Raw genomic sequence first — 24,132 nt, 5'->3', positions numbered from 1 at the left:
CAGTTCCGCTGGCGAAACTGTCGGGCCCCGTGTGCCTCGATGCGCTCCCCGGCACACTCACGAGGGGCACAGCATGCAGGTCATCATTGTCGGGGCAGGGCTTTCCGGACTCACTGCGGCGTGGGAGCTTCGCCGCGCCGGCTACGACCCGATCGTGCTGGAGGCCCGCGACCGCGTCGGCGGCCGCACCTGGTCGCAGCAGCTCGACAATGGTCAGGTCACCGAGCGCGGCGGCGAGTACGTCTTCCCGACCGAGTTCGCAATCCGGCGCCTGTCCGCCGAGCTCGAGGTGCCCCTGCTCACGCACAACGTCCGCTACGGCCGTCGCACCATGCACGGCACCCACCAGAGCGTCGCCGAAATGAACGAGACGGCCGCGCTCCTCGTCACGACGCTACGCGCCATGCTCGCCGACGGGGCCACCCGGGTCTCCGTTCGCGACGTCCACGAGGCGGCGCTCGGCTCGGGCTTCGAATCACACCACCAGTACCGCCGCATGTCGACCTCGCTGGCCATTGATCCTGCCCTCGCGAGCGCAGAAGCGTCGCTGCTGCACGAATCCGCGGCATCCGGCGGATACGTCGAAGACGCCGGCCGCTTCCTGCACGGCAACCAGTCGCTCAGCATCGAGCTGGCGCGCAGGCTTGGCGACGCCGTGCGCCTCGAGAGCCCCGTGGCCGGTGTCGACCAGTCGGCGACTGGCGTACAGGTGCGGCTCGCCGATGGCACCACGATCGACGGCGACGCCGCAGTGATCTCCGTCCCGCTGCCGCTGCTGCGCGAGCTCGAGCTCGGCTTTGTGCTGAGCCCGTTGCAGCAGGCCGCCCTCGATCACCGCCTGATGGGCACCGCTGCCAAGTTGGGCGTGCCTCTCAGCGCAGTCGACAACGACGTCGCGCTGGCGAGCGACACCCACAACTGGTGGTCGTGGCGTTCGATGTCGGCCGACGGCGAGCACCGGATCAACGCGCTCTCGAGCTTCGCGGGCGGCCGTATCGCGCTCGACGCGCTCGACACCGCCTCAGGCCACGCGACCTGGTTGGCCGAGCTCCAGCGCATGCGCCCCGAGCTCGTACTCGACGGCCAGCCGCTCCTCACCGACTGGTCGAACGACCCCTGGGCCCGCGGGTCCTACTCCGCCGCCTCCCTCGACTGGACCGCCGAGGAAGCGCGCGCCTTCGAGACCGCGGCGGGACGCGTCGCTATCGCCGGCGAGCACACGGGGCTTGCGCAGTCGCTCAACGGCGCCGTCATGTCGGGCGTCCGGGCAGCGAGCGCGCTCGCGCCGGTCCTGTCGGGCACGCCCGCGCTCGTCACGGCATAGGGCAGGATCATGACACCCAACACCCCGTCGTCCGCAGACGCTCGCGCAGAGGAAGCCGACGTTGTCGTGATCGGAGCCGGCTTTGCTGGGCTGGTCGCCGCGCGCGAGCTCGGCCACGCCGGCCACCGCGTGATCCTGCTCGAGGCACGCGACCGCGTAGGCGGGCGCACCTGGACCGATTCACGCATGGGGCACGACCTCGAGCTCGGCGGCACCTGGGTGCACTGGGTACAGCCGCATACCTGGGCCGAAATGACCCGGTACGGCCGTGAAATCGTGCGCAGCCCCGCCGCGGAAGAGGCCTACTGGCTGGGTGCGGGCGACGCGCCACGCAAGGGCAGCATCGCCGAGTTCATGACACTCATCGACGACGGGCAGCAGCGCATCATCGACGACGTGCGCACCGCGATCCCGCGGGGCGTCGAGCCCACGGTCGGCGAGATTCAAACGCTCGACGCCTTGAGCATCCAGGACCGCTTCGACGCCCTCGGCCTTGACGACGAGGCGCGAAGTGCGAACGAATCCGTCTGGGTCGGGCACGTCAACGCGCGCCTGGACGAGGTGGGCCTGTCGAGCGCGCTCCGCTGGGTCGCCGCGACCGGCGGACACTGGCAGCTCATGCACGAAGCGTCAGCCACCTACCGAGTAGCCGGCGGCATGTCCGCGTGGACCGCCGCCATCGCGGAGGACGTGCCCGGCGAGATTCGGCTGGGCACCACCGTGACTGCTGTGACGCAGGATGCGGACGGCGCGGTCGTCGAGACGGCGAGCGGCGAGCGCATCCGGACACGCCGGATCGTGAACACGCTGCCGATCAATGCGGCCTCAGGGATCCGGTTCGAGCCGGAACTGCCCGCGGTCTGGCGCAAGGCAGCGCAGGAAACCGTCGCCTCGCAGGGGCTGAAGATCTGGATCAAGGTGCGCGGCGACGTGACCCGCTTCTTCGCCTACGCGAGTCAGCGCCACTCGATCTCCGTGCTCAAGAGCGAGTACCCCGGACAGGATCCCGACGGCACGCCGCACACCGTCCTCGTCGGATTCGGCCCGGACCACACGCAGCTCGACGTCACGAGCATCGCGGAGGTGCAGGCCGCGGTCGACGCGATCCGCCCGGGGCTCGAGGTCATCGAGGTCACGGCGCACGACTGGATGAAAGACCCGCTCTCGCGCACCACCTGGATGACGCACCGCCCGGGTCAGCTGACGCGCGACCTCGCCGAGCTGCAACAGCCGAGCGGCGTCGTCCACTTCGCGAGCACCGACACGGCGAGTCTCTGGGGCGGCTTCATCGACGGGGCGATCGAGGGCGGGCTGCGCGAGGCGCGGCGGGTTTCCGCGGCGTTGGCGGCGAAGTAGCCACTCTCCAGCAGCAGGTTCCCCATTCGCCCGATTCTGACCCGTCGCAGCGCCCCGCCAGCAAGCCCGTGCTAGCGTGAATCGACCTCGCGGATCGCGCCGACCACCCGTCCTCGCACCGCATATTCGTGGAGGAACCGACCATGACGAACACCCCCGAGAACTCGGCACTGCAGGGCCTCATCCAGGCCGCCACCGACTGGGCCGCGCAGGATCCCGACGCCGTCACCCGGGCCGAGGCTGAGGCGCTCGTGCGGTCCGCACAGGATCCGGACGCGGCCGTCGTATCAGCGGCCGCGGCCGAGCTCGAGTCCCGCTTCGGTTCTCGCCTGGCGTTTGGCACGGCCGGCCTCCGCGGCGAGCTCGGCGCCGGCAGCAACCGGATGAATCGCGTCATCGTCGGCCAGACGAGCGCCGGGTTCGCCGCGTTCCTGCTCGCCCGAGCAGCGCGCGGCGAGACCTCATCTCCTCCTTCGATCGTGATCGGCTACGACGCGCGCGTGAACTCCGACGTGTTCGCGCGCGACACCGCCGAGATCATGGCGGGCGCGGGCGTACAGGCGATCCTGTTGCCCGGGCCGCTTCCCACCCCCGTCACCGCGTTCGCCGTGCGCCTGCTCGGCGCCTCCGCCGGCGTCATGGTCACCGCGAGCCACAACCCGCCGCGCGACAACGGGTACAAGGTGTACCTCGGCGACGCCGACGGCGGTTCCCAGATCGCGCCGCCCGTCGATGCCGAGATTGCCGCGCACATCGACGCCGTGCTTGACACCCCGCTTGCCACGTTCCCCCGCGACACGGACTACCGCGTCGCGGGCCCCGAGGTCGAAGACGCCTACGTGAGCGCCACCGCCAAGAGCGTGCGTGCGAGCGTGCCCGCGACGCACGCGCCGCTCACCATCGTCTACACCGCGATGCACGGCGTCGGTTCCGACACTGCCCGCCGCGTCTATGCGGCCGCGGGTCTTCCCGAGGTCAAGGTCGTGCCCGAGCAGGATCGCCCCGACGGGGCCTTCCCCACGGTTGACTTCCCGAACCCGGAAGAGCCAGGCGCGCTCGATCTCGCCTATCGCACCGCGCGCGAAGTGGGCGCCGACCTGATCGTGGCGCACGACCCTGACGCGGACCGGCTCGCGATCGCGCTGCCCGATCCGACCGAGGCGGCAGGTTACCGCCGCCTCACGGGGAATCAGCTCGGCCTGATCCTGGGGTGGCAGGCTGCAGAGCGCCACCGCATGGCGAGCGATGAGGGTGGCACACTCGCCTGCACGATCGTCTCCTCGCCGGCCCTGCGGGCGGTCGCAGCGGACTACGACCTGGACTACGCCGAAACGCTCTCGGGGTTCAAGTGGGTCTCCCGCGTACCCCACCTCGTCTTCGGCTTTGAGGAGGCGCTGGGCTACCTCACCCGCCCCGATCTCGTGCGCGACAAGGATGGCATCTCGGCGAGCGCCGACCTCATCACCCTCGCCCTGCAACTGAGCACGTCCGGCCTGACGATGTGGGACCACCTGGACGCCGCCAGCGAGCGCTTCGGGCACTTCTCGAGCGGGCAGATCACGGTCCGCCTCGACTCCCCCGCCGCCGTCGAGGTCCTCGCCGAGCGCATTCGCACCGCGCCGCCGGCGGCCTTCGGTGCCGTTGCGGTTCGGGAGATCACGGACCTGCTCGAGCCGGGCCGCGCAGCGGTTCCCTCCAACGTGCTCCGCTACGACCTCGCAGACGGGTCACGCGTCATGATCCGACCAAGCGGCACCGAACCGAAGCTCAAGGTGTACCTCGACACGTTCAGTGACGTGGGCACCGTGGCCGAGCGCCGCGCGACCGCCGACGCCGCACTCGATGCGCTCACCGCCGCCGCCCGCGAGACCCTGGACCGCGCGGCGGCCTAACCGGCCGGGTGCCCGAGATGTCTGACGCAGAGCTCACCTCAGCGGCAGGATCACCGCCGAGTTCGACTGGATCCGGTGGGGCAGGCGCGGGCCGCCGAGCTGCGGCGGGCACCGAGACCGTGGGCGAGCATTGGTCGGCGTCACACGCGCAGGAGTGGCTGCGACCGCCGAGCGCCTGCGACCACAAGGTCAGCCGCGGCGTGCTGGCACTGCGCATCGGTTCCGCCCGCTACCCGGGCGCCGCGGTGCTTGGCGTCAGCGCCAGCTGGCGCACCGGCATCGGCATGGTCCGCTACGTGCCGGTGCTTGACGACGGCGAGCCCGAGACAGGGTTGCCGTCGCCCTCCGCTGCGGTGCTGGCGACGCGCCCCGAAACGCTCTTTGGCGAGGGCCCGTGCGACGCCTGGGTGCTTGGCTCCGGCACGGACGCGGCGGATCGCTCCTTCCTCGAACAGGAGGCAGTCGCTCGCCTGATGCAGGGAACAATCCCGCTCGTCGTGGATGCCGGCGCGCTCGACTGCACGCTCCAGCGGACGGCATCGTCGGCGCCCGCGGTCCTCACCCCGCATGGCGGCGAGTTCCTGAGGCTGTGGGATCGCGCCGGATTCGGCCACCTCTCGGGCGGGGCCGCGCTCGATCCCTCGATCGCTCCGGTCGCGGCGGGCCGGCTCGCCGCGCGGCTGTCGGCGACGATCCTGCTCAAGGGTTCTACCACCCTGGTCGCGAGCCCTGGCGGCGGCGTGATCACGGTGGGCCCGGCGACCCCGTGGCTCGCCGCGGCGGGTACGGGCGACGTGCTCGCCGGGATCCTGGGGGCGCTCGTCGCGCGCCACTCGGCCGCAGTGATCGCCGACGCTGAGGTCCTCGCCCCGCTGGCCGCAACTGCCGCCCTCGTGCATGACCTCGCGGCGCGGATCGCATCGGGGGACGACTCAGCGGACCCGGAGCATGCCGTCGGCGCGCCGATCACCGCGCTCGATGTCGTGGACGCGATTCCCTCGGCGATCAGGCGCCTCTCGCAGGAGCGCGCACGCCGCGCAGCGCCCGCTACGCCTCCGCGCTACGCGGCGCGGGCCGCCGCCGAGATCGATTCGGCGGACTGAGCGCGACCCTCGCCGCCAAGTTCCGCGCGTCGTGTTTCCCAGCGGGAGCCTTTCCGCGCACGTCCCTGCGCTCTCGCTTGCCTGCCCGGCGCTCGACCCGCCAGAGTCCCCGCCTGCCAGAGTCCCCGCCAGAGCCCCCGACCCCAGCCTTACGCCCAAACCCTCAGCGAGGCGTCGCAATCTGCTGCTTCGAGCGACCTGAAGCAGCAGATTGCGACGCCTCGACGGCAAGGGGGGACATGGGGGAGCGGGGGGGGGACGGAGCTGAGCAGAGGCGCAGCAGGAATACCCGATGCAGGGCCGCTAGCCGCGCGCGAGGCGCGACTGCTGCACGGCCTCGATGAAGCCCTCTTCGATCTCGTCCACGAGGGCCTTGCGGTCCTCGAGGGGCAGGAAGGCAGCCATCGCGGCGTTCACCTGGAACTGCTGCAGGTCGCCCAAATCATAGGCGAACACTTCGGCGAGCAGCGCGAGCTCGCGGCTCACCGAGGTGCCACTCATGAGGCGGTTGTCGGGGCCGACCGTGACTGCCATGCCGAGCTGGTAGAACAGGTCGAACGGGTGGTTGGCGAGCGTGTCACCCCACTGCGAGAATGCGCCGGTCTGCACGTTGGACGACGGGCAGCACTCGAGCACAATGCCGCGATCCCGTACCCACTGGGCGACCCGGCCCAGCGACACCTGCATGGCGTCGTCGTCCTGCGTCTCGATCTTCACGTCTTCGGCGAGCCGGATCCCGTGGCCGAGGCGCAGCGCGCGCCCGTCGACGAGGGCCCCGCGCACGGAGTCAAGCCCGTCAGCCTCGCCGGCGTGAATGGTCGTCGGGAACTGGTGCTGCGCGAGCAGCTCAAGCGCCTCGCGGTGGTTGCTTGCGGGGAATCCCTCCTCGGGGCCCGCGAGGTCGAAGCCGACAACGCCGCTGTCGCGGTGGTGCAGCGCGAGCCGAGCGATCTCGAGGCTGCGGTCGCCCTGACGCATCGCGCAGAGCACCTGGTTCACGTGGATCTCGCCCTCCTCCGCCATGACCTGCGCCATGCCGTCCTCGAGGCCGGCCTGCACCGACTCGACGACGGCCTCGAGCGTGAGTCCGCCGCGCAAGTGCTGTTCGGGGGCCCAGCGAGCCTCACCATAGATCACGCCCTCGTCGGCCAGGTCGAGCACCCACTCGTGCGCGACGCGACGCAGGTCCTCGGGGTGCTGCATGACAGAGAGGGTGAGCTCAAACGTCTCCAGGTACTCGGGCAGCGTGCCGCCGGTGCACTGGTCAATGAACCACTGCGCGAGCTCGTCCGCGTCCTCCGTCGGCAGCGGCAGCCCCTCGCGCTTCGCGATGTCAATAATCGTCTCGGGCCGCAGGCCACCATCGAGGTGGTCGTGCAGGCTGATCTTCGGCAGCGCCTCAATGCTGACGCCGCCCGGCAGCAACATGCTCGGCTCGTCGTCGAAGTCTTCGATGTTCTCCATGGCAGGGCTCCGCTCGGCAGGGATGGCTGGGCAAGGCGCGCCCACCATCTAGCGTACCGCCGCCCCGCCCAGGCGAAACGGGCATTCAGGCGGCGTACACAAGAAGTTCCCCGGCCCGGTCGAGACCGCTACTCGCCGACGACGCGCTCCGCCACGATCGGGCGGTCGGGCGGGGCAGTGTCGCCCAGCGTGACCGCTCCAGGCAAGAGCTCGAGACCCCGCGCCATGCGCCCCTCATGATCACATGCCGCCACAAGCATAGGTTGGCCAGCGCGCACCCGATCGCCGGGCTTCACGAGCACCTCGACGCCCGCCGAGTGGTCGATCGGGTCACCGGGCCGGGCCCGTCCGGCGCCGAGTCGCCAGGCGGCGACGCCCACCGCGCGGGCGTCAACGCGCTGCACAATCCCGTCAGCCGGGGCGAGTACGGTCTGTGTTTCACGTGCAACCGTGAGGGGTGCGTCCGGGTCGCCGCCCTGGCTCGCGATCATGCGCCTCCAGGAATCCATCGCGCGCCCGTCCGCGAGCGCTGCCGCGGGGTCGGCGTCGGGCATCCCCGCCAGGTCCAGCATTTCCCGCGCGAGCGCCAGTGTGAGCTCGATCACGTCGCCCGGTCCGCCTCCGGCGAGGACCTCGACAGACTCGATCACCTCATTCGCGTTTCCCACCGCGCGGCCGAGGGGCGCATCCATGTCGGTGAGCAGGGCGACCGTAAGCAATCCCGAGTCGGCCCCCAGCCGGGTCATCGCCGCGGCGAGCTCGCGCGCGTCTTCGATGGCCGGTAGGAAGGCGCCCGAGCCGAACTTCACGTCGAGCACCAGGCCGTGCGCTCCCTCCGCGATCTTCTTGGACATGATGGACGACGCGATGAGCGGCACCGCCGCGACCGTGCCAGTCACATCCCTGAGCGCGTACATACGCCGGTCCGCGGGCGCGAGCCCCGAACCGGCCGCGCAGATGACGCCGCCGATGGTGCTGAGCGCGTGCCGCATCTCCTCGTTCGTGATGTTGGCCCGCCAGCCCGGAATACTCTCAAGCTTGTCGAGCGTGCCGCCCGTGTGCCCGAGCCCGCGGCCCGAGAGCTGGGGTACCGCGACGCCGAACGACGCGACCAGCGGGACGAGCGGCAGCGTGATCTTGTCCCCCACTCCGCCCGTCGAGTGCTTGTCGATGGCCGGGCGACCCAGGTTCGTGAAATCCATCGTCTCGCCGCTCGCGATCATCGCGGCAGTGAGATCTTTGATCTCGCGCCGGTCCATCCCTTGGATCATGATGGCCATGAGCAGCGCGCTCATTTGCTCCGGGGCGACGACCTCTCGGACGAACGCGTCGACCAGCCAGTCGATCGCGTCGGTGTCGAGCTCGCGTCCGAACCGTTTCTCGGTGATCAAGTCGACGACGTCGAAGGGCTCTACTCTGGTCTGTTCCGTGTTCGCCATGCGCCCAGGCTACTGCGCCAGCGCAGCGGGCAACAGCGTGAGCTACTCCAGCGTCCGTGCAGGAAGACCGAGCGTGCGATCCTGACCCGTCGCGATCCAGGTGGACGTCAGCAGCAGCATCCGGCAGATGAGGTTGAACCAGATCAGCAAACCGATGAAGACTGCGAACGAGGCAAGGAGGGGGTTGCTGCTGGCGCCGCCCAGCAGCAACCCGCCGAGCACCTTGAGCACGAGCATGCCCAGTGCTCCCAGAGCGCAGCCGCGCAGCAGCGCCCAGAACGAAATACGAATCTCGGCGAGCCAGTAGTGAATGGCGACGAGCAGTAGGACGTCAAAGACGTACATCGCGGCCAGCCGTGCGGAGGTACCGACGCCGCCCACGAGCCAGTGGTCCTCGCGCAGACCGAACAGCTCCAACAAGCTTGATGAGAGGTCTGCGCCCAGTACCGTCAGCGCCGAAGAGGCGAGGATGGCAAGCGAGAACCCGATCGCGAGGGCAAGGTCCCGCAGCTTGAGCAGCACGGCATTGCGGTACTGGCGTACCTCCAGCCCGAAAATGATGCGAATCGAGCGCCGGGTACCGGTGAACCACGATACGGCGACCCAGAGCAGCGACGCACTCGCCACGATGCGCGTCCAGTCGAAGCCTCGGTCGTCGAGCAAGGTCTGCATCGAGATCACCCCGTCATCGCCCAGCAATCCGGGCACCAACTGGTTGATCTGCCGAACCACCGCGTCGAGCATCTCGGGCTGCGAGCTGAGTAGGATGCCGAAGACACCAAAGCCCACCCACACCGCCGCAAACACAGCGAAGAGCGCCTGATAGCTCATACCAGCCGTCAGGACGCTCCCGCCGACGTTGACGAAGTGCCCGTACGCACGCACCGGTCGCATGTGCGTGATCACGCCCCAGACGAGCAACGCGAGCACGCGCAACCGCACAAACAGCGACGCCTCGCTTCCCTGGCCCGAGGGCCGCGGAACGCGAGGCGTCGCTGTCATATGGATTGAGTTACGAGGTCTTCCCCGAGATGATCGCAGACTTGACCTCAGCGATAGCCTTGGTGATCTGGATCCCTCGCGGGCACGCATCCGTGCAGTTAAAGGTCGTGCGGCAGCGCCACACGCCCTCAGTGTCGTTGAGGATGTCGAGGCGGACCTGGGCATTCTCGTCGCGCGAGTCGAAGATGAAGCGGTGCGCGTTCACGATCGCGGCCGGGCCGAAGTACTGCCCGTCCGTCCAGAACACGGGGCAGCTCGACGTGCACGCGGCGCAGAGGATGCACTTGGTGGTGTCGTCGAAGCGCTCGCGCGAGGCAGCGTCCTGAATGCGCTCCTTGCCGTCCTCAGGCTTCGAGCTCGCCACGAGGAACGGCTGCACCTTGCGGAACGACTCGAAGAAGGGCTCCATGTCGACGATGAGGTCCTTCTCGAGCGGCAGGCCCTTGATCGCCTCGACGTAGATGGGCTTCGAAATATCGAGGTCCTTGATCAGCGTCTTGCACGCGAGGCGGTTGCGTCCGTTGATGCGCATCGCATCGGAACCGCAGATGCCGTGCGCGCACGAGCGGCGGAACGTCAGCGAGCCGTCCTGGTCCCACTTGATGCGGTGCAGGGCGTCAAGAATACGATCGGTCGGGTACATCTCGACGTCGAAGTCTTCCCAGCGCGCCTGCTCGTCGATCTCAGGATCAAAGCGCCGGATCAGCAGCGTGACGGTGAACGGCTTGGGCGCATTGTCGACGGGAGCCGACGGCGTGGTCGTTTCGGTGCTCATGACCTAGTACTTCCTCTCCATGGGCTGGTAGCGCGTCATCGTGACCGGCTTCCAGTCGAGTCGAATGTGATCCTCGGGATCGGCCGAGTGCGGGTCGCCCGAGAGGTACGCCATGGTGTGCTTCATGTACTTCTCGTCGTCACGCTTGGGGTAGTCGTCGCGCATGTGGCCGCCGCGGCTCTCCTTGCGGTTGCGCGCAGCAAACACGAGCACCTCGGCGAGGTCGAGCAGGAAGCCCAGCTCGATCGCCTCCAGCAGGTCCGTGTTGAAACGCTTGCCGCGATCCTGCACCGCAATGTTCTTGTACCGCAGGCGCAGGCCATGGATCACGCCGAGCACCTCGGTGAGTGACTCTTCCGTGCGGAAGACCTGGGCGCCGCGGTCCATCGACTCCTGCAGCTCACGGCGAATCGTCGCGATGCTCTCGGTGCCGGTGCTCGAACGCAGCGTCTCGACGAGCTCGCGGATCTCCTTGGCCGGGTCGTTCGGCAGCGGGACGAACTCGGCCGTAGCCGCGTAGTCCGACGCGTTGTTGCCAGCGCGCTTACCGAACACGTTGATGTCGAGCAGCGAGTTGGTGCCGAGGCGATTCGAGCCGTGCACCGAAACGCAGGCGCACTCGCCCGCGGCGTACAGGCCGGGCACGACCGTGTTGTTGTCCGAGAGAACCTCGGCCGCAACGTTCGTCGGGATGCCGCCCATGGCGTAGTGCGCGGTCGGGAAGACGGGCACAGGCTCGGTCACCGGGTCGACGCCGAGGTAGGTGCGCGCGAACTCGGTGATGTCGGGGAGCTTCGTCTCGAGCACCTCGGCGCCCAGGTGGGTGCAGTCGAGGTAGACGTAGTCCTTGTGGGGGCCGGCGCCGCGGCCGTCGAGGACTTCCTGCACCATCGAGCGAGCCACGATGTCGCGGGGGGCGAGGTCCTTAATGGTCGGCGCGTACCGCTCCATGAAGCGCTCGCCCGAGGCGTTGCGCAGGATCGCGCCCTCGCCGCGGGCACCCTCGGTGAGGAGGATGCCGAGGCCCGCCAGGCCGGTCGGGTGGAACTGGTAGAACTCCATGTCCTCGAGGGGCAGGCCCTTGCGCCAGATGATGCCGACGCCGTCGCCCGTGAGGGTGTGAGCGTTCGACGTCGTCTTGAAGATCTTGCCGAAGCCGCCGGTCGCGAAGACGATCGACTTGGCCTGGAAGACGTGCAGGTCGCCCGTGGCGAGCTCGATGGCGACGACGCCCGAGGGGCGCTTCTCGCCGTCGACATCGGTCATGACGAGGTCGAGCACGTAGAACTCGTTGTAGAAGTTGATGCCGAGCTTGACGCAGTTCTGGAACAGCGTCTGCAGGATCATGTGGCCCGTGCGGTCAGCGGCGTAGCAGGCGCGGCGAACCGCGGCCTTGCCGTGATCGCGCGTGTGCCCACCGAAGCGGCGCTGGTCGATCTTGCCCTCGGGCGTGCGGTTGAACGGCAGGCCCATGTTCTCGAGGTCGATGACCGCGTCGATGGCTTCCTTGGCCAGGATCTCGGCCGCGTCCTGGTCTACCAGGTAGTCGCCGCCCTTCACCGTGTCAAAGGTGTGCCACTCCCAGTTGTCGTCCTCAACGTTGGCGAGCGCCGCGGCCATGCCGCCCTGCGCCGCACCCGTGTGCGAGCGGGTGGGGTAGAGCTTGGAGATGACCGCGGTCTTCGCCTTGGGGCCAGCCTCGATGGCGGCACGCATGCCGGCACCGCCGGCACCGACGATCACGACGTCGTACTGGTGGTAGGTGACGCCGTCGACGACCTGAGTCTCTTCGTCCGCGTGCATGTTGGTGGTCACGAGTTTGCTACTCCGTTCGAAAGCTTTAAGAAACCGGGCAGAACGACGCGACGAGCGCGGGGTCGGCGCCGGCGGGGCACGGATCGAAGGTGAAGATCACGAGGGTGCCGAGGATGATCAGGAGAGCTGCGGCGAGGAAGAGCGCAACCTTCAGCGCCTTCGCGACCGCCGGCTTCGCGACGTAGTCGTTCACGATGGTGCGCATTCCGTTCGAGCCGTGGATCAGCGCGAGCCAGAGCATGAGGCAGTCCCAGATCTGCCAGAACGGGGTGGCGTACTTGCCGCCCACGAACGCGAAGTCGATCGCCTTGACGCCCTCGCCGACCATCAGGTTGACGAACAGGTGTCCGAAGATCAGCACGACGAGCAGCACGCCCGAGGCGCGCATGTAGATCCAGCCCCACTTTTCCCAGTTCGTGCCGGACTTACGTACCGAGCCGCTTCGCGGGGATTCAATCGTTGTAGTCATGGTGATGTCCCTCCCGCGCCTAGTGGCTGAACACGTTGATCAGGTGCCGAGGCACGAACCCGAGCATGGTGATGACCCATGCGGCGATGACGAACCAGAACATGGCGCGCTGGTACATCGTGCCCTTGCTCCAGTAGTCGACCAAGATGATCCGAATGCCGTTGAAGGCGTGGAACACGATCGCTCCGACCAGGGCAACCTCGCCGACGCCCATGAGCGGCGTCTGGTAGGTGCCGATGACCGCGTTGTACGCCTCGGGGCTGACCCGGATGAGCGCAGTGTCGAGCACGTGCACGAGAAGGAAGAAGAAGATGGCGACGCCGGTGATGCGGTGCAACACCCAGGACCACATGCCCTCGTTGCCGCGGTACAGCGTGCCGCCGGGGCGCACTTTCCGCTTCGCAGCCGCTTCCGCGGTTTTTGCCGATTGGGGTGACACGAGCATCCTCCTCAGGTGAACTCTCCGGGCCTCGCACGCCCGGCAGACTGATGCAGCGACCCGTGTAGGTCACCCGCCACGAGACGCCCCCGCCGCGGATCCTGAGAGATCACTGCGCCTTTTATTATGGCACTGTTCGCGGGCTGCCCCCGCCAGTATCTTCATGCCGAGCGAATCGCAAGTCCCGTTCAGCCCGCGATCGGTAGGGTTGGGACCATGACCTGCACCGACGATGCAATCAGCCGCTTCACCTGCATCATCCCTGCTGGCGGGGTTGGTTCGAGGCTGTGGCCGCTTTCTCGCGCCAATGCACCCAAGTTTCTCCTCGACCTCACCGGCAGCGGCACCTCACTCCTGCGCGCCACCTGGGATCGCCTGACCCCACTTGTCGGTGCCGAACGCATCATGGTCGTCACGGGCAACGCCCACAGTCCCTCAGTCCTCGAACAGCTCCCCGAACTCGACCCCGGCAATCTCGTGACCGAGAGCGAACCGAAGGACTCCTCGGCCGCGATCGGACTGGCCGCCGCCATTCTCGAGCGCCGCGACCCCGACGCGATCGTCGGCTCCTTCGCCGCAGACCACGTGATCCGCGGCACCGTCCTGTTCGAGCGCGCCGTGCGCACCGCGGTGCGGGCGGCCGATCAGGGCTACATCGCAACCATCGGGATCCACCCCACCGAGCCCTCGACCGGCTTCGGCTACATCGAAAGCGGCGAGGCCCGCGGCGACATCGCCCCCTTCGACGTCTACGACGTGCGCCAGTTCGTCGAGAAGCCGGACGAGGAGACCGCGCGCGACTACCTCTCGCGCGGCGACTTTCTCTGGAACGCCGGCATGTTCATCGCGCGCGCGAGCGTGCTGCTCGACCAGATGGCGCTCGCCGACCCCCAGATGGTCGCCGACCTGCGCGAGATCGCCGCGGCCTGGGAGACGGACCGCGCGGCGGCCGTGCGCGAGCGGCTCTGGCCCGCGCTGCCAAAGATCGCCATTGACTACACAGTGGCCGAGCCCGCCGCGGCCCGGGGCAAGATGGTCTGCGTTGCCGCCCACTTCGAGTGGGACGACGTCGGGGACTTCGCGAGCGTCGCGACGCTGCTGACCCGCGGCCGCTCGAGTGACCTCGCGGTGCTCGGCGATGGCGCGCAGGTGCTGTCCGACGGTTCAAGCGGCATCGTCGTCTCGGAGAGCAACCGGCTCGTCGCCCTCGTCGGCGTCGAGAACGTCGTCGTCGTGGACACGGCCGATGTGCTGCTCGTCACGACGAAGGACCGCGCGCAGGACGTGAAGAATCTCGTCAACCGCATGCGCCTCTCGGGCGGCGGTCACCTGCTCTAACGCCAGCAGGATCCTGCCCGAGAAGTTTCGGGGCAGGATCCTGCTGGGTGCTCGCGAGCTGCAGCGCGACGACTAGCCGCGGGGGCCGCCGGGAGGGCCGAGCCAGAGCAGCGTGGCGAACACTGCGACGATGGCGACGACGACCAGCGCGATGGCGATGACCGGGCGACGCAAGACCCAGGCTTCGACGTGCTCCGGGAAGTTCTGGGGTGCCTCGCCGCCGGGCACGAGACGCCAGGGGCCCTCGAGCAGACCGCGCTTCTGCGCCCAGAGCTCGAACGGGACAGTTGCGTACGGGACGATCGTCGAGAAGAGGCCGACGATGCCGACGCCGGGCTTCCACTTCTGGTTCACCCAGACGAAGACCGTGGTCACGCCGTAGCAGAGGAACACGAAGCCGTGGATGCCTCCCGTGATTGGCACCACGTTGTCGTTCCCGAATGCGTACTTGAAGATCATGCCGACGATGAGGCCGGTCCACGTCACCATCTCGGCGACGGCGACGATCTTGAAGAGTTTCTTGGGGGTCACTGGGGTGGTTCCTTTACTGGGGCAGGCCGGAGTAGGCGTGCAGGCCCTTGAAGAAGACGTTGACGATGGAGAAATTGAAGACGACCGCGGCGTACGCGATGATCGCGAGCCATGCCGAGCGAGTGCCGCGCCAACCGCGGGTCGCACGGGCGTGGATATAGCCGGCGTAGAGCACCCAGATCACAAAGGTCCAGACCTCTTTGGTGTCCCAACCCCAGTACCGACCCCAGGCGTGCTCAGCCCAGATTGAGCCGGCGATCAGGGTGAAAGTCCAGAACACGAAGCCGATGATCGCAACGCGGTAGCCAAGATCTTCGAGCCGGTCCGCGCCAGGGATGCCGCCGAGGAAGCGGAGCTTCGTATCGGCACCGGCCGCCAGACGCGCCTCGCGGCGGGACTGCATGAGCTGCATGACCGAAAGGCCGAACGAGATCGTGAAGAACCCGACCGCAAGCACCGCCACAATGATGTGAATGACGAGCCAGTACGAGTCGAGCGCCGGCGGCAGCGGCACGATCGGCACGTAGTAGTTGATCTTGGTGACCCCGAGGAACAGGATCGCGACGCCCGTGACGAGGGTGCCGAGGAACCGAATGTCGACGAAGAACTGCACGAGCAGGAAGATGAACACTGCGGAGAGCGTCGCCGTGAGGGCGAACTCGTACATGTTCGCCCACGGGACGCGCTCGGCACCAATGCCGCGCAGCACAGTGGCCCCGAGGTGCAAGAGCCAGGCGAGCACGGTGAGCGAGAATGCGATGCGCACGAAGCGCGTGCGCCCCTTCGTTTCGGCGATCTGGTCCCCGCTGCGGTTCGCGAGGTCGACGGCATAGAACACGAAGGCGATCGCGTACACGATCATCGCCGAGTAGAGCGCAATCGTGGAGACGTATTCGAGGGATTCCGGGGAGTCGAGCACGATTCGTCAGCCTACTCTGCGGCCGTCGGGCAAGGCTGAGAAGATCCCGCCGCGGTGGAGCGTGCGCGCCGTGAGTCTGCTACTCGGCGGGCGCAATGATCACGAAGGACGAGTCGGACGATGACTCCACCCGCGCACCGGCGAGCTCGCGCTCGCCCCCAGCAATGTCAATCTCGGTGAACAGATCGCCGGTTTCACAACTCGGGTCGGCCGAGACGATCACACGGCCGGCTGAGCTCAACAGGGTTGCGCCGTCGCCGAGCTGCGGGAGCAGTTCCCGCTCAAGGGTCGCCACCAGTACGTCGGCGCAGATCACGCCCGCGAAGACGCCGTCGAGGGTGAGCGGCACCGCCGAGGTCATGGTGATCTCGTTCGAGCAGAGGTAGTCGACGAAGGGGCCGGCCACGTGACGCTGGCCGGTTGCCTCGGGCACGCGATACCACTCGAGGCGGCGCAGATCGATGGCCCCCTGGCCTACTCCGAAGGTGGACGCGACGAGCGGCGAGCGGTCGGGGCCCTGCCACCAGGAGAGGGGGCTTCCGCTGGCAACAATCGCGTCGCTGGCGCAAAATCCTGCCCCATAAAGAGGAAGCGCATCGTCCTGAAGCAGGCGGTTCGCCTCGTCCTCGACCAGCTCGCTCAGCTGGGCGCCCGAGAGTGGCCCAGCGGCCATGCGCGCCGACAGCTGCGCCTCGAGCTCGGGCCGCCAGCGCTCGAGCTGCTTGAACACCGCGCCGAAGAAGGCGTCAACGACGACCAGCCCGCGGGTCTCCCCGGCCGTATCGTGCTGCGTCACGGCTACCTCCCCCATTGGATCCTGCCCGAAATGATGTTTACTGCGCGACGTCGACGTCGACGACCCGCGCGCGAGACTCAAGTGTGGCACGAAGCTCGTCCTCCGTGGTGCTCTGCAGCAGGAGCGCGCGGAAGCCAACGAGCCAGCGCATCGACCGGCGCACGCTTTCGCGCACAATCCCGCGGGCCTGCGTCACGTCGCGCGCCTGGGTCGCATCGATCTGGGCGATCAGAGAGTCGTGAGTGGCGAGACGCTCCTGCTCCTCGGCGTCCTGCAGCGCGAGCAGGGGGGTGACCTCGGCCTGGATCCGGACATGTTCCTGGGTCAGCCGCACCGATTGGCTCAGTCCGGCAAGCTCGAGCTGCACGTCAGTGACCCGTCGTCGCCAGTCCTCGCGCGGCAGGTCCCGGGTCTCGACGAGGATGTCACGCACCACGGCGAGTTCGTCCGGCGTCGCACGCAGGCACGCGTACTCGGCGCAGGCGGCCGAGATCATCTCGTAGTGGAGGCCGAGGTCGGACAATGCGACGCGCGGCATCGCCATCAGCGACTGCGCGTTGTAGGTCTCCGCTGAGACGAGGCTCGAGCGGACGAAGCTGCCGCCGTTGCGGCCCCGGCGCGTATCGATCAGTCCCCGGTGGCGCAGCGAGACGAGCGCCTCGCGCACGGTCACGACCGCGACGCCCATCAGGCGCGCGAGCTCCGGCTCACTGGGCAGCCGTTCACCGTCACCAAATGCGCCTGCGGAGATGGCCTGGGCGAGCTGCATCTCCACGAGAGCAGTGCGGCCCTCCTCGCCGATCGGCGCGAACGCGGCGACCTGCAGACGGCTGGAACGGCTCTGTACCTGCGGCATCCCCAGCCCTTCCATTCCTTGCACGTGTCGAGTGTGGCACACGAGGCGGCGCCTGACCTGGTGGCTCTCGGCGCATTCCCGTGACCGAATCGTAACCGCCCCACCTGAACCTAAACCTAAATCATCTAATTTCATATGTTAGAGTCCATTTCAGTATCGACAACGACGTTGAGGAGCGCACGTCACCATGACTGACACCACCCCCACCACACCCCACGAGCACGCGGATATCGCCGTCTCGGTTCAGGGCGTCACCAAGCGATTCGGTGAACTCACCGCGGTGCGCGACCTCGACATCGACATCCGCGCCGGCGAGTTCTTCTCCATGCTCGGCCCGTCGGGCTCAGGCAAGACGACCGTGCTGCGCATGATCGCCGGCTTCGAGGAGCCGACCGCCGGCAAGATCCTGCTGCACGGCGAAGACGTCACGAAGGCCGCGCCCTTCGACCGCAACGTCAACACCGTCTTCCAGGACTACGCGCTGTTCCCGCATTTCTCAATCGCCGAGAACGTGGCCTACGGCCTGCGCGTGCGCAAGGTCCCGAAGGCCGAGCGCGACCGCCTGGTCCGCGAGACCCTGGAACAGGTGCAGCTCGGCCACGTCGCCGACCGCCTGCCCTCGCAGCTCTCGGGCGGCCAGCGCCAGCGCATTGCGCTCGCTCGCGCGCTCATCTTGCGCCCCAAGGTGCTGCTGCTCGACGAGCCGCTTGGCGCCCTCGACAAGCAGCTGCGCGAGCAGATGCAGATCGAGCTCAAGCAGATCCAGCGGGAGGTCGGCATCACCTTCATCTTCGTCACCCATGACCAGGAAGAAGCGCTCACCCTCTCAGATCGCGTCGCCGTCTACAACAACGGCCACATCGAGCAGGTCGGCAGCCCCCGCGAGGTCTACGAGTTCCCTCAGACCGAGTTTGTCGCGAGCTTCCTCGGCGTCACGAACCTGATCCCCGCAGCACTTTCAGAGCAGCTGTTCGGCCGCCCCGAGACGCACTCGATCCGGCCCGAGCGCGTCTCACTCGTGGCTGCGGGAGCGCCCGTCGGCGGCGGGATGGTCTCGCTCGCGGGCACCGTCGCCGAGACCGTCTATGCGGGACCGCACACCCGGTTCCTCGTGGAGACCAAGGCTGGCGTCCGCTTCATCGCGGAACAGCAGAACGCGCACGCCCCCTCCGTCGAGACCGGCATCCGCCGTGGCGATCGGGTCTCAGTGACGTTCCCCCGCGAGTTCGCGACCGCGATCCCCGGCAGCGTCTCCGCTGCCGCCGCCGCGTAACCCGCCCCATCCAACCTCCCGGCCTGGATCGAGCCGGGGCCGGGGCATCCGCCCCGACAACAACTCGATCCTCGCCACCTCGGCGAAACCCATCACACAAAGGAGTTCTGATGAAGAAATTGTTGGCTCTGCCCGCAATCGCGGCAGCCATGGGCCTCATGCTCTCGGGGTGCGCAAGCACCGATGCCGGCGGCGACGCGGCGCCCGGCGAGCTGAAGATTGACGTGCCCGACATCCCCATGGTCACCGAACTCGGCGAGAATGAGGGTCAGGTCAACATCGTGGCTTGGTCGGGCTTCGTCGAGCCGGCCTGGACCGACGCGTTCACCGAAGAGACCGGTTGCGTCGTCAACCGCCGCGTCGCTGGTACCAGCGACGAGATGGTGACCCTCATGCGCACGGGCGAGTACGACCTCGTGTCGGCGTCGGGTGACGCAAGCCTCCGCCTCATCGTCGGCGGCGACGTTCAGCCGATCAACCAGGAACTCATCCCGAACTTCGGCGACGACATCGTCGAGGGCATGCAGGGACAGGTCTATGACACGCTGAACGGCAAGAGCTACGGCGTGCCGATCGGCCGCGGCGCAAACATCCTGCAGTACAACACCGACGTGGTCAAGGAAGCCCCCACCAGCTGGGACGTCGCGTGGGAGGCAGACAGCCCCTACGCCGGTCAGATCATCGGGTATGACGCCCCGATCTACATCGCCGACGCTGCCGTCTACCTGATGGCGACCCAGCCCGATCTCGGCATCAAGAACCCGTATGCGCTCGACGAGAAGCAGCTCGCTGCCGCCGTCGACCTGCTCAAGCAGCAGAACGAGATCATCGGCGACTACTGGGCTGACCCGGTGAAGCAGATCACCGCGTTCAACGGCGGCGACGTCGTGGTTGGCACCTCGTGGGAGATCCTGCGCAAGCTGTCGGAGAACCCCAAGCTCGAGGGCACGCTCCCCGAAGAGGGATCGACCGGCTGGTCGGATGCCTGGATGGTCGGCGCCAAGTCGAAGAACGTCAACTGCGCGTACGCGTGGATGGATTACACCAGCTCGCCCGAGGTCAACGGAGCGATCGCGATGAACTTCGGTATGGCCCCCGCCAACGCCGCGTTCTGCGAGACCAGCGACGAAGCTCGCGAGCACTGCGAGACGTTCAACGCCACGGACGAGGAGTACTTCAAGAAGGTCTGGTTCTGGACCACGCCCATCGAGCAGTGCATCGACGGCCGCACCGACGTGAAGTGCACCAACTTCCAGCAGTGGACCGACGCCTGGGTCACTGTCAAGGGTTAGTCCCCTGACCGGTGGTGGGGTGAGGCTTCCCTTCGCCCCACCACCATCTGCCGGGCACCCCGCCCGCCCCGCTGTACCGAATCACCCCTGCGAGGAACCGTCGTGACCACCCCAACTCTGTTTGAGAGCAAGCCCAAGCCGCTCTCCTCCGCCCTGCACCGGCACCCGCGCGGGCGCCTGGCGTCCCTGCTCGGCCTGCCCATGGTGTGGCTCGTCGGCGTGTACATCCTGTCGCTCGCGCTGCTCTTGGTCACCGCCTTCTGGGTGACCGACCCCTTTACCTCGAAGGTCAAGCCCGGCTTCACCCTCGACAACTTCATCAGCATCTTCACCGTCGAGGCATACTTCATGACGGCGCTGCGCACGCTCGCCATCTCGATCGCGGTGACCGTGATCTGCGCCGTGCTCGCGGTGCCGCTCGCCATCTTCATGGCGAAGATGGCGAAGCCCTGGCTGCGCGCCGTGCTTGCCGTCGCCGTCACGCTGCCTCTCTGGGCCGGCTACCTCGTCAAGATCCTGTCCGTCCGGATCGTGTTCAGCGAGGAGGGCTTCCTCAATTGGCTGCTCGGGCCGCTCGGCATCTCCGGCCCCGGGTATGGCGCCTTCGTCACGACCATCGCGCTCGTGTACCTCTGGTTCCCGTACATGGCGATTCCCGTCTACATCGCGGTGTCGCAGATCCCGGTCAACCTCTTCGACGCCTCGTCCGACCTGGGCGCGCGCGGCATGAGCACGATCCGAACCGTCGTCCTTCCGCTGCTGAAGCCCGCCCTCATCGCCGGCTCGATCTTCACGTTCTCGCTCAGCCTCGGTGATTACATCGCGGCGAAATTCGTGGGCGGCTCGACCCAGATGATCGGCACGATCATCGCGTCGAACATCAACCTCAACCCGCCGGTTGCGGCCGCGTTCTCAGTCGTCCCGATCGCGCTTGTCCTTGTCTACCTGCTCGCCGTGCGTCGCACCGGCGCCCTCGAGAACCTTTAGGAGCCCGCAATGTTGCGACTCGGCCGCGGTGCCAAGATCCTGCTCAGCACGATCGCCGCTCTCGTCATCATCTGCACCTACGTGCCCCTCATGGTCATCGTGTTGAACTCGTTCAACTCGAGCCGTGTGGCAGGCTGGCCGCTCGACGGCTTCTCCCTCGTCTGGTGGGAGAAGGCGCTGACCAACCCCGACGTGCACGCCGCGGTGCTCAACTCGGTCATCGTTGCCGCGGCCGCGACCGCCATCGCCCTCGTGCTCGGCACGCTGTCGTCCTTCGCGCTGCAGCGGTTCAAGTTCTTCGGCCGCGACGTCGTGAACCTGCTGATCATCTTGCCGATCACGCTGCCCGGCATCGTCACCGGTGTGGCACTCTCGAACACCTTCCACAACGTGCTCAGCCCGATCGGCATCCAGGTGGGCTACTGGGGCCTCATCATCTCGCACGCCACGTTCTGTGTCGTGATGGTGTTCAACAACGTGATCGCACGCCTGCGCCGCATGAACCCGAACCTCGAGGAAGCCTCGATGGACCTCGGCGCTGGCATCAGCCAGACGTTCCGGCTCGTGACGTTCCCACAGTTCCGCAGCGCGTTCATCGCCGGCGGCCTGCTCGCCTTCGCGCTGAGCTTTGACGAGATCGTCGTGACCATCTTCACGGCCCCGCCCGGCGTCGACACGCTGCCGCTCTGGATCATGAACCAGATGGCGCGTCCGAACGAGGCGAACCAGGTCAACGTCGTCGCGACGATCATCATCCTGCTGTCACTCATTCCGGTCTACTTCTCGCAGAAGGCGCAGCAGAGCTCCGACGCGAAGTAGTCGGCACGCATCTCCCGCGGCGAGGGGGCAGGATCACAGGATCCTGCCCCCTCGCCGTTTGTGCGCTCGGCGACGCGTCTGCCCGCCGCCTTCCCGCCGCGTCTGCCCGCCGCGTGCCGACCCTGCCCGACCCCGCCGCCCCCCGACCCCGCCGCCTGCCCACCCCGCCCGTCACTCATGTCGGAGATTTCACGAATTTCGGCCGCGAAATCGTTTTGCGAGGCCTGCATGATTGGCATTTCCGACATGAGTGACGCGACCAGGGACGGCCCGCGGCCACCGCAACGCCCCGCGCAGCACAGGCCCCAACGCCAAAAGGCCCCGACTCCCGCGATACTTCGCGGAACTCGGGGCCTTCATTGTGGCGGAGATGGGGAGATTCGAACTCCCGGTCGAGTTAACCCCGACACTTCATTAGCAGTGAAGCCCATTCGGCCGCTCTGGCACATCTCCTAGCGTTTGCACGCCGTTTCAATCATACGGGACGAAGTACGTCCGTCTGAAATCGCGGCGGCAAACGCTGGGCGCTAGCGCCCGCTCTGCGCATCTGCCGACTCGCGAGCGACGTGCACCTCGCGGCCATCCACGGCCGGTGCGGCTGCCTCGGCGAGGGTTTCTCCGGCAGGATCCTGCGCGTCCTCGCCCACCGCGTCGGCGTTGTCGAAGGCCTCGCCGCGTCGCGGAGCGTTGTACAGCTCGATGTCGAGGATGCCCTCGCGCTTCGCGACGATGGTCGGCACGAGCGCCTGACCGGCGACGTTGACCGCGGTACGACCCATGTCGAGGATCGGGTCGACGGCGAGCAGCAGGCCGACGCCCTCGAGGGGCAGGCCGAGCGTCGACAGCGTCAGCGTGAGCATGACGGTTGCGCCCGTGGTGCCCGCCGTGGCGGCGGAGCCGACGACCGAGACGAGCACGATCAGGAGGTACTGCGTGATCGAGAGGTCCAGGCCGAAGAACTGCGCGATGAAGATCGCAGCGATCGCCGGGTAGATCGCGGCGCAACCGTCCATCTTGGTGGTGGCACCGAGCGGGACGGCGAACGAAGCGTAGCCGCGGGGCACGCCGAGGTTGCGCTCGGTTACGCGCTCGGTCAGCGGCAGGGTGCCGATCGACGAACGGCTCACGAAGGCGAGCTGCACGGCGGGCCAGACGCCCGAGAAGTACTGACGAACCGAGAGTCCATGGCTCTTTACGAGGACCGGGTAGACCACAAACAGGACGATCGCGAGGCCCAAGTACACAGCGCCGACGAACCAGCCGAGCGAGCCGATCTTGGCCCAGCCGTAGTTGGCGACCGCGCTACCGATGAGCGCGAGGGTGCCGATCGGGGCGAGGCGAATGATCCACCAGAGCACCTTCTGAATGATCGAGAGCGCCGACTCGGTGACGCGAATGAACGGCTCTGCCTTTTCGCCGATCTTGAGCGCCGCGATGCCGACGACGACCGAGAGGACGATGACCTGCAGCACATTGAAGTTCACGCTCGAGGTGAGTGCGCCAGCCTCGTCGGCGGACGTGCCGACCGAGAGACCGAGGAAGTTGCTCGGCACGATGCCGGCGAGGAAGTTCCACCAGGTGCCGACCGCGTACGGGTCGCCCGGGGTCAGCTCGGTCTTCGAGCCGTGCGAGCCGGGCTGCAGAATGATGCCGAGCGCGATGCCGATCGAGACCGAGATGAGCGCGGTGATCGCGAACCAGAGCAGGGTCTGCCCGGCGAGGCGGGCGGCGTTCGTGACCTTGCGCAGGCCGACGATGCTCGAGACGATCGCGGTGAAGATGAGCGGGACAACCGCTGCCTTCAGGATCGACACATACTTTCCGCCGACCACGTCGAGCGTGGCGAGCAGGCCGTTCGGGTTGCCCTCCGCGTCAGGACCAAGCTGCAGAGCGATGAGGCCCAGCACTACGCCCAGCACGAGTGCGGCAAAGATTTGCACCCCGAAGGAGGTCAGCCACTTCGGGAGACGTGAGGCCCGGGCGGGCCTCGAGATTGTCGCTGTCGACATTGGGGGTAGTCCTCTCTAGGGTCCCCAGCGGACCCGACTGACCGAGCATACGACACATTCGCGGAGCTTATGGGAGACATTGCGTTGCGTGACTCCTTGCGGGCTACCAGGCGCTCACCCCCACGCGCGGCCCGCCACCCGCAGATCCGCGCGAATTCAATTACTTGAAGCGACATCCATGATCTTCACAGGGGCCCCGCTTGCTTTATAACGGATCGGTAACACATACTGTTA

At 67.5% G+C, this 24,132-nt stretch carries 22 protein-coding genes and 1 tRNA gene; 9 read left to right on the top strand and 14 right to left on the bottom strand.

The window, feature by feature from the left end; all coding sequences use genetic code 11:
- Nucleotides 1-73 precede the first annotated feature (73 nt).
- The 4 genes from JW030_RS01645 to JW030_RS01630 all read left to right on the top strand — a co-directional run bounded on the left by JW030_RS01645 (nucleotide 74) and on the right by JW030_RS01630 (nucleotide 5,675).
- Nucleotides 74-1,324, top strand: coding sequence for an NAD(P)/FAD-dependent oxidoreductase (locus tag JW030_RS01645; protein ID WP_188045999.1), 1,251 nt, complete (start codon nucleotides 74-76; stop codon nucleotides 1,322-1,324).
- Between the two features lie 9 nt (nucleotides 1,325-1,333).
- Nucleotides 1,334-2,680: an NAD(P)/FAD-dependent oxidoreductase gene (locus tag JW030_RS01640; protein WP_188046000.1), complete on the top strand. Its 1,347-nt coding sequence runs from the start codon at nucleotides 1,334-1,336 to the stop codon at nucleotides 2,678-2,680.
- 143 nt (nucleotides 2,681-2,823) lie between these two features.
- On the top strand, nucleotides 2,824-4,572 hold the full coding sequence (locus tag JW030_RS01635; RefSeq protein ID WP_188046001.1) for a phospho-sugar mutase: 1,749 nt from the start codon (nucleotides 2,824-2,826) through the stop codon (nucleotides 4,570-4,572).
- Between the two features lie 17 nt (nucleotides 4,573-4,589).
- Complete coding sequence (locus JW030_RS01630; RefSeq protein ID WP_188046002.1) at nucleotides 4,590-5,675, top strand: ADP/ATP-dependent (S)-NAD(P)H-hydrate dehydratase; 1,086 nt, start codon at nucleotides 4,590-4,592, stop codon at nucleotides 5,673-5,675.
- A 303-nt stretch (nucleotides 5,676-5,978) separates the two neighbouring features.
- On the opposite strand, the gene JW030_RS01625 is transcribed toward JW030_RS01630, so the two are convergent.
- From JW030_RS01625 to sdhC, 7 genes are all read right to left on the bottom strand, one after another.
- Nucleotides 5,979-7,139: an adenosine deaminase gene (locus tag JW030_RS01625; RefSeq protein ID WP_241095502.1), complete on the bottom strand. Its 1,161-nt coding sequence runs from the start codon at nucleotides 7,137-7,139 to the stop codon at nucleotides 5,979-5,981.
- Nucleotides 7,140-7,267: 128 nt separating this feature from the next.
- Nucleotides 7,268-8,578, bottom strand: coding sequence for a thymidine phosphorylase (locus tag JW030_RS01620; RefSeq protein ID WP_188046006.1), 1,311 nt, complete (start codon nucleotides 8,576-8,578; stop codon nucleotides 7,268-7,270).
- A 42-nt stretch (nucleotides 8,579-8,620) separates the two neighbouring features.
- Entirely contained in the window at nucleotides 8,621-9,580 is a 960-nt protein-coding gene (locus JW030_RS01615) for a YihY/virulence factor BrkB family protein (RefSeq protein WP_188046007.1), read from the bottom strand.
- A gap of 10 nt (nucleotides 9,581-9,590) precedes the next feature.
- On the bottom strand, nucleotides 9,591-10,355 hold the full coding sequence (locus tag JW030_RS01610; protein WP_188046008.1) for a succinate dehydrogenase iron-sulfur subunit: 765 nt from the start codon (nucleotides 10,353-10,355) through the stop codon (nucleotides 9,591-9,593).
- Between the two features lie 3 nt (nucleotides 10,356-10,358).
- On the bottom strand, nucleotides 10,359-12,158 hold the full coding sequence (gene sdhA, locus JW030_RS01605) for a succinate dehydrogenase flavoprotein subunit (protein ID WP_188046076.1): 1,800 nt from the start codon (nucleotides 12,156-12,158) through the stop codon (nucleotides 10,359-10,361).
- Between the two features lie 37 nt (nucleotides 12,159-12,195).
- Nucleotides 12,196-12,639 carry a succinate dehydrogenase hydrophobic membrane anchor subunit gene (locus JW030_RS01600; protein ID WP_188046009.1) on the bottom strand — a complete coding sequence of 148 codons (444 nt, stop codon included), beginning with the start codon at nucleotides 12,637-12,639 and terminating at the stop codon, nucleotides 12,196-12,198.
- A 19-nt stretch (nucleotides 12,640-12,658) separates the two neighbouring features.
- Entirely contained in the window at nucleotides 12,659-13,078 is a 420-nt protein-coding gene (gene sdhC, locus JW030_RS01595; RefSeq protein ID WP_256434439.1) for a succinate dehydrogenase, cytochrome b556 subunit, read from the bottom strand.
- Between the two features lie 216 nt (nucleotides 13,079-13,294).
- Between sdhC and JW030_RS01590 the strand changes: the two genes are divergently transcribed.
- Nucleotides 13,295-14,416: a mannose-1-phosphate guanylyltransferase gene (locus tag JW030_RS01590; RefSeq protein ID WP_188046011.1), complete on the top strand. Its 1,122-nt coding sequence runs from the start codon at nucleotides 13,295-13,297 to the stop codon at nucleotides 14,414-14,416.
- A gap of 72 nt (nucleotides 14,417-14,488) precedes the next feature.
- Here the strand turns inward: JW030_RS01590 and JW030_RS01585 are convergent, their stop codons facing one another.
- The 4 genes from JW030_RS01585 to JW030_RS01570 form a co-directional block, all read right to left on the bottom strand.
- Complete coding sequence (locus tag JW030_RS01585; protein WP_188046012.1) at nucleotides 14,489-14,947, bottom strand: DUF3817 domain-containing protein; 459 nt, start codon at nucleotides 14,945-14,947, stop codon at nucleotides 14,489-14,491.
- A 13-nt stretch (nucleotides 14,948-14,960) separates the two neighbouring features.
- The gene (gene ccsB / locus JW030_RS01580) at nucleotides 14,961-15,809 is read right to left on the bottom strand and encodes a c-type cytochrome biogenesis protein CcsB (protein ID WP_188046077.1); all 849 of its coding nucleotides are present in this window, start codon (nucleotides 15,807-15,809) and stop codon (nucleotides 14,961-14,963) included.
- Nucleotides 15,810-15,945: 136 nt separating this feature from the next.
- Nucleotides 15,946-16,662, bottom strand: coding sequence for a hypothetical protein (locus JW030_RS01575; RefSeq protein WP_188046013.1), 717 nt, complete (start codon nucleotides 16,660-16,662; stop codon nucleotides 15,946-15,948).
- A 37-nt stretch (nucleotides 16,663-16,699) separates the two neighbouring features.
- The gene (locus tag JW030_RS01570) at nucleotides 16,700-17,518 is read right to left on the bottom strand and encodes a FadR/GntR family transcriptional regulator (protein WP_188046078.1); all 819 of its coding nucleotides are present in this window, start codon (nucleotides 17,516-17,518) and stop codon (nucleotides 16,700-16,702) included.
- A 187-nt stretch (nucleotides 17,519-17,705) separates the two neighbouring features.
- Between JW030_RS01570 and JW030_RS01565 the strand changes: the two genes are divergently transcribed.
- The 4 genes from JW030_RS01565 (at nucleotide 17,706) to JW030_RS01550 (ending at nucleotide 21,889) form a co-directional block, all read left to right on the top strand.
- On the top strand, nucleotides 17,706-18,791 hold the full coding sequence (locus JW030_RS01565) for an ABC transporter ATP-binding protein (RefSeq protein ID WP_188046014.1): 1,086 nt from the start codon (nucleotides 17,706-17,708) through the stop codon (nucleotides 18,789-18,791).
- A gap of 110 nt (nucleotides 18,792-18,901) precedes the next feature.
- Complete coding sequence (locus tag JW030_RS01560; protein ID WP_188046015.1) at nucleotides 18,902-20,083, top strand: extracellular solute-binding protein; 1,182 nt, start codon at nucleotides 18,902-18,904, stop codon at nucleotides 20,081-20,083.
- A 102-nt stretch (nucleotides 20,084-20,185) separates the two neighbouring features.
- Nucleotides 20,186-21,070, top strand: coding sequence for an ABC transporter permease (locus tag JW030_RS01555; RefSeq protein ID WP_206348611.1), 885 nt, complete (start codon nucleotides 20,186-20,188; stop codon nucleotides 21,068-21,070).
- Nucleotides 21,071-21,079: 9 nt separating this feature from the next.
- On the top strand, nucleotides 21,080-21,889 hold the full coding sequence (locus tag JW030_RS01550) for an ABC transporter permease (protein WP_188046016.1): 810 nt from the start codon (nucleotides 21,080-21,082) through the stop codon (nucleotides 21,887-21,889).
- Here JW030_RS01550 and JW030_RS01545 read toward each other — a convergent pair.
- The 3 genes from JW030_RS01545 to JW030_RS01535 all read right to left on the bottom strand — a co-directional run bounded on the left by JW030_RS01545 (nucleotide 21,847) and on the right by JW030_RS01535 (nucleotide 23,898).
- Entirely contained in the window at nucleotides 21,847-22,068 is a 222-nt protein-coding gene (locus tag JW030_RS01545) for a hypothetical protein (RefSeq protein ID WP_206348610.1), read from the bottom strand. The genes JW030_RS01550 and JW030_RS01545 overlap by 43 nt on opposite strands.
- Nucleotides 22,069-22,251: 183 nt before the next feature.
- Nucleotides 22,252-22,342, bottom strand: a tRNA-Ser gene (locus JW030_RS01540).
- A gap of 74 nt (nucleotides 22,343-22,416) precedes the next feature.
- Nucleotides 22,417-23,898, bottom strand: coding sequence for a dicarboxylate/amino acid:cation symporter (locus JW030_RS01535; RefSeq protein ID WP_188046017.1), 1,482 nt, complete (start codon nucleotides 23,896-23,898; stop codon nucleotides 22,417-22,419).
- Nucleotides 23,899-24,132 lie beyond the last annotated feature (234 nt).

The organism is Leucobacter sp. CX169 (genome assembly GCF_017161405.1).
GTDB lineage: Bacteria > Actinomycetota > Actinomycetes > Actinomycetales > Microbacteriaceae > Cx-87.
This window is presented reverse-complemented; position numbering and strand designations above follow the sequence as displayed.

Bases quoted from the DNA above. Each gene is read 5' to 3' on its own strand.
- JW030_RS01565 (WP_188046014.1), top strand. From the start codon at position 17,706: ATGACTGACACCACCCCCACCACACCCCACGAGCACGCGGATATCGCC.
- ccsB (WP_188046077.1), bottom strand. From the start codon at position 15,809: ATGATCGTGTACGCGATCGCCTTCGTGTTCTATGCCGTCGACCTCGCG.
- JW030_RS01625 (WP_241095502.1), bottom strand. From the start codon at position 7,139: ATGGAGAACATCGAAGACTTCGACGACGAGCCGAGCATGTTGCTGCCG.
- JW030_RS01600 (WP_188046009.1), bottom strand. From the start codon at position 12,639: ATGACTACAACGATTGAATCCCCGCGAAGCGGCTCGGTACGTAAGTCC.
- JW030_RS01545 (WP_206348610.1), bottom strand. From the start codon at position 22,068: ATGAGTGACGGGCGGGGTGGGCAGGCGGCGGGGTCGGGGGGCGGCGGG.
- JW030_RS01635 (WP_188046001.1), top strand. From the start codon at position 2,824: ATGACGAACACCCCCGAGAACTCGGCACTGCAGGGCCTCATCCAGGCC.
- JW030_RS01590 (WP_188046011.1), top strand. From the start codon at position 13,295: ATGACCTGCACCGACGATGCAATCAGCCGCTTCACCTGCATCATCCCT.
- JW030_RS01550 (WP_188046016.1), top strand. From the start codon at position 21,080: ATGTTGCGACTCGGCCGCGGTGCCAAGATCCTGCTCAGCACGATCGCC.
- sdhA (WP_188046076.1), bottom strand. From the start codon at position 12,158: ATGCACGCGGACGAAGAGACTCAGGTCGTCGACGGCGTCACCTACCAC.
- JW030_RS01640 (WP_188046000.1), top strand. From the start codon at position 1,334: ATGACACCCAACACCCCGTCGTCCGCAGACGCTCGCGCAGAGGAAGCC.
- JW030_RS01610 (WP_188046008.1), bottom strand. From the start codon at position 10,355: ATGAGCACCGAAACGACCACGCCGTCGGCTCCCGTCGACAATGCGCCC.
- JW030_RS01560 (WP_188046015.1), top strand. From the start codon at position 18,902: ATGAAGAAATTGTTGGCTCTGCCCGCAATCGCGGCAGCCATGGGCCTC.
- JW030_RS01645 (WP_188045999.1), top strand. From the start codon at position 74: ATGCAGGTCATCATTGTCGGGGCAGGGCTTTCCGGACTCACTGCGGCG.
- JW030_RS01620 (WP_188046006.1), bottom strand. From the start codon at position 8,578: ATGGCGAACACGGAACAGACCAGAGTAGAGCCCTTCGACGTCGTCGAC.
- JW030_RS01570 (WP_188046078.1), bottom strand. From the start codon at position 17,518: ATGCCGCAGGTACAGAGCCGTTCCAGCCGTCTGCAGGTCGCCGCGTTC.
- JW030_RS01615 (WP_188046007.1), bottom strand. From the start codon at position 9,580: ATGACAGCGACGCCTCGCGTTCCGCGGCCCTCGGGCCAGGGAAGCGAG.
- JW030_RS01535 (WP_188046017.1), bottom strand. From the start codon at position 23,898: ATGTCGACAGCGACAATCTCGAGGCCCGCCCGGGCCTCACGTCTCCCG.
- JW030_RS01630 (WP_188046002.1), top strand. From the start codon at position 4,590: ATGTCTGACGCAGAGCTCACCTCAGCGGCAGGATCACCGCCGAGTTCG.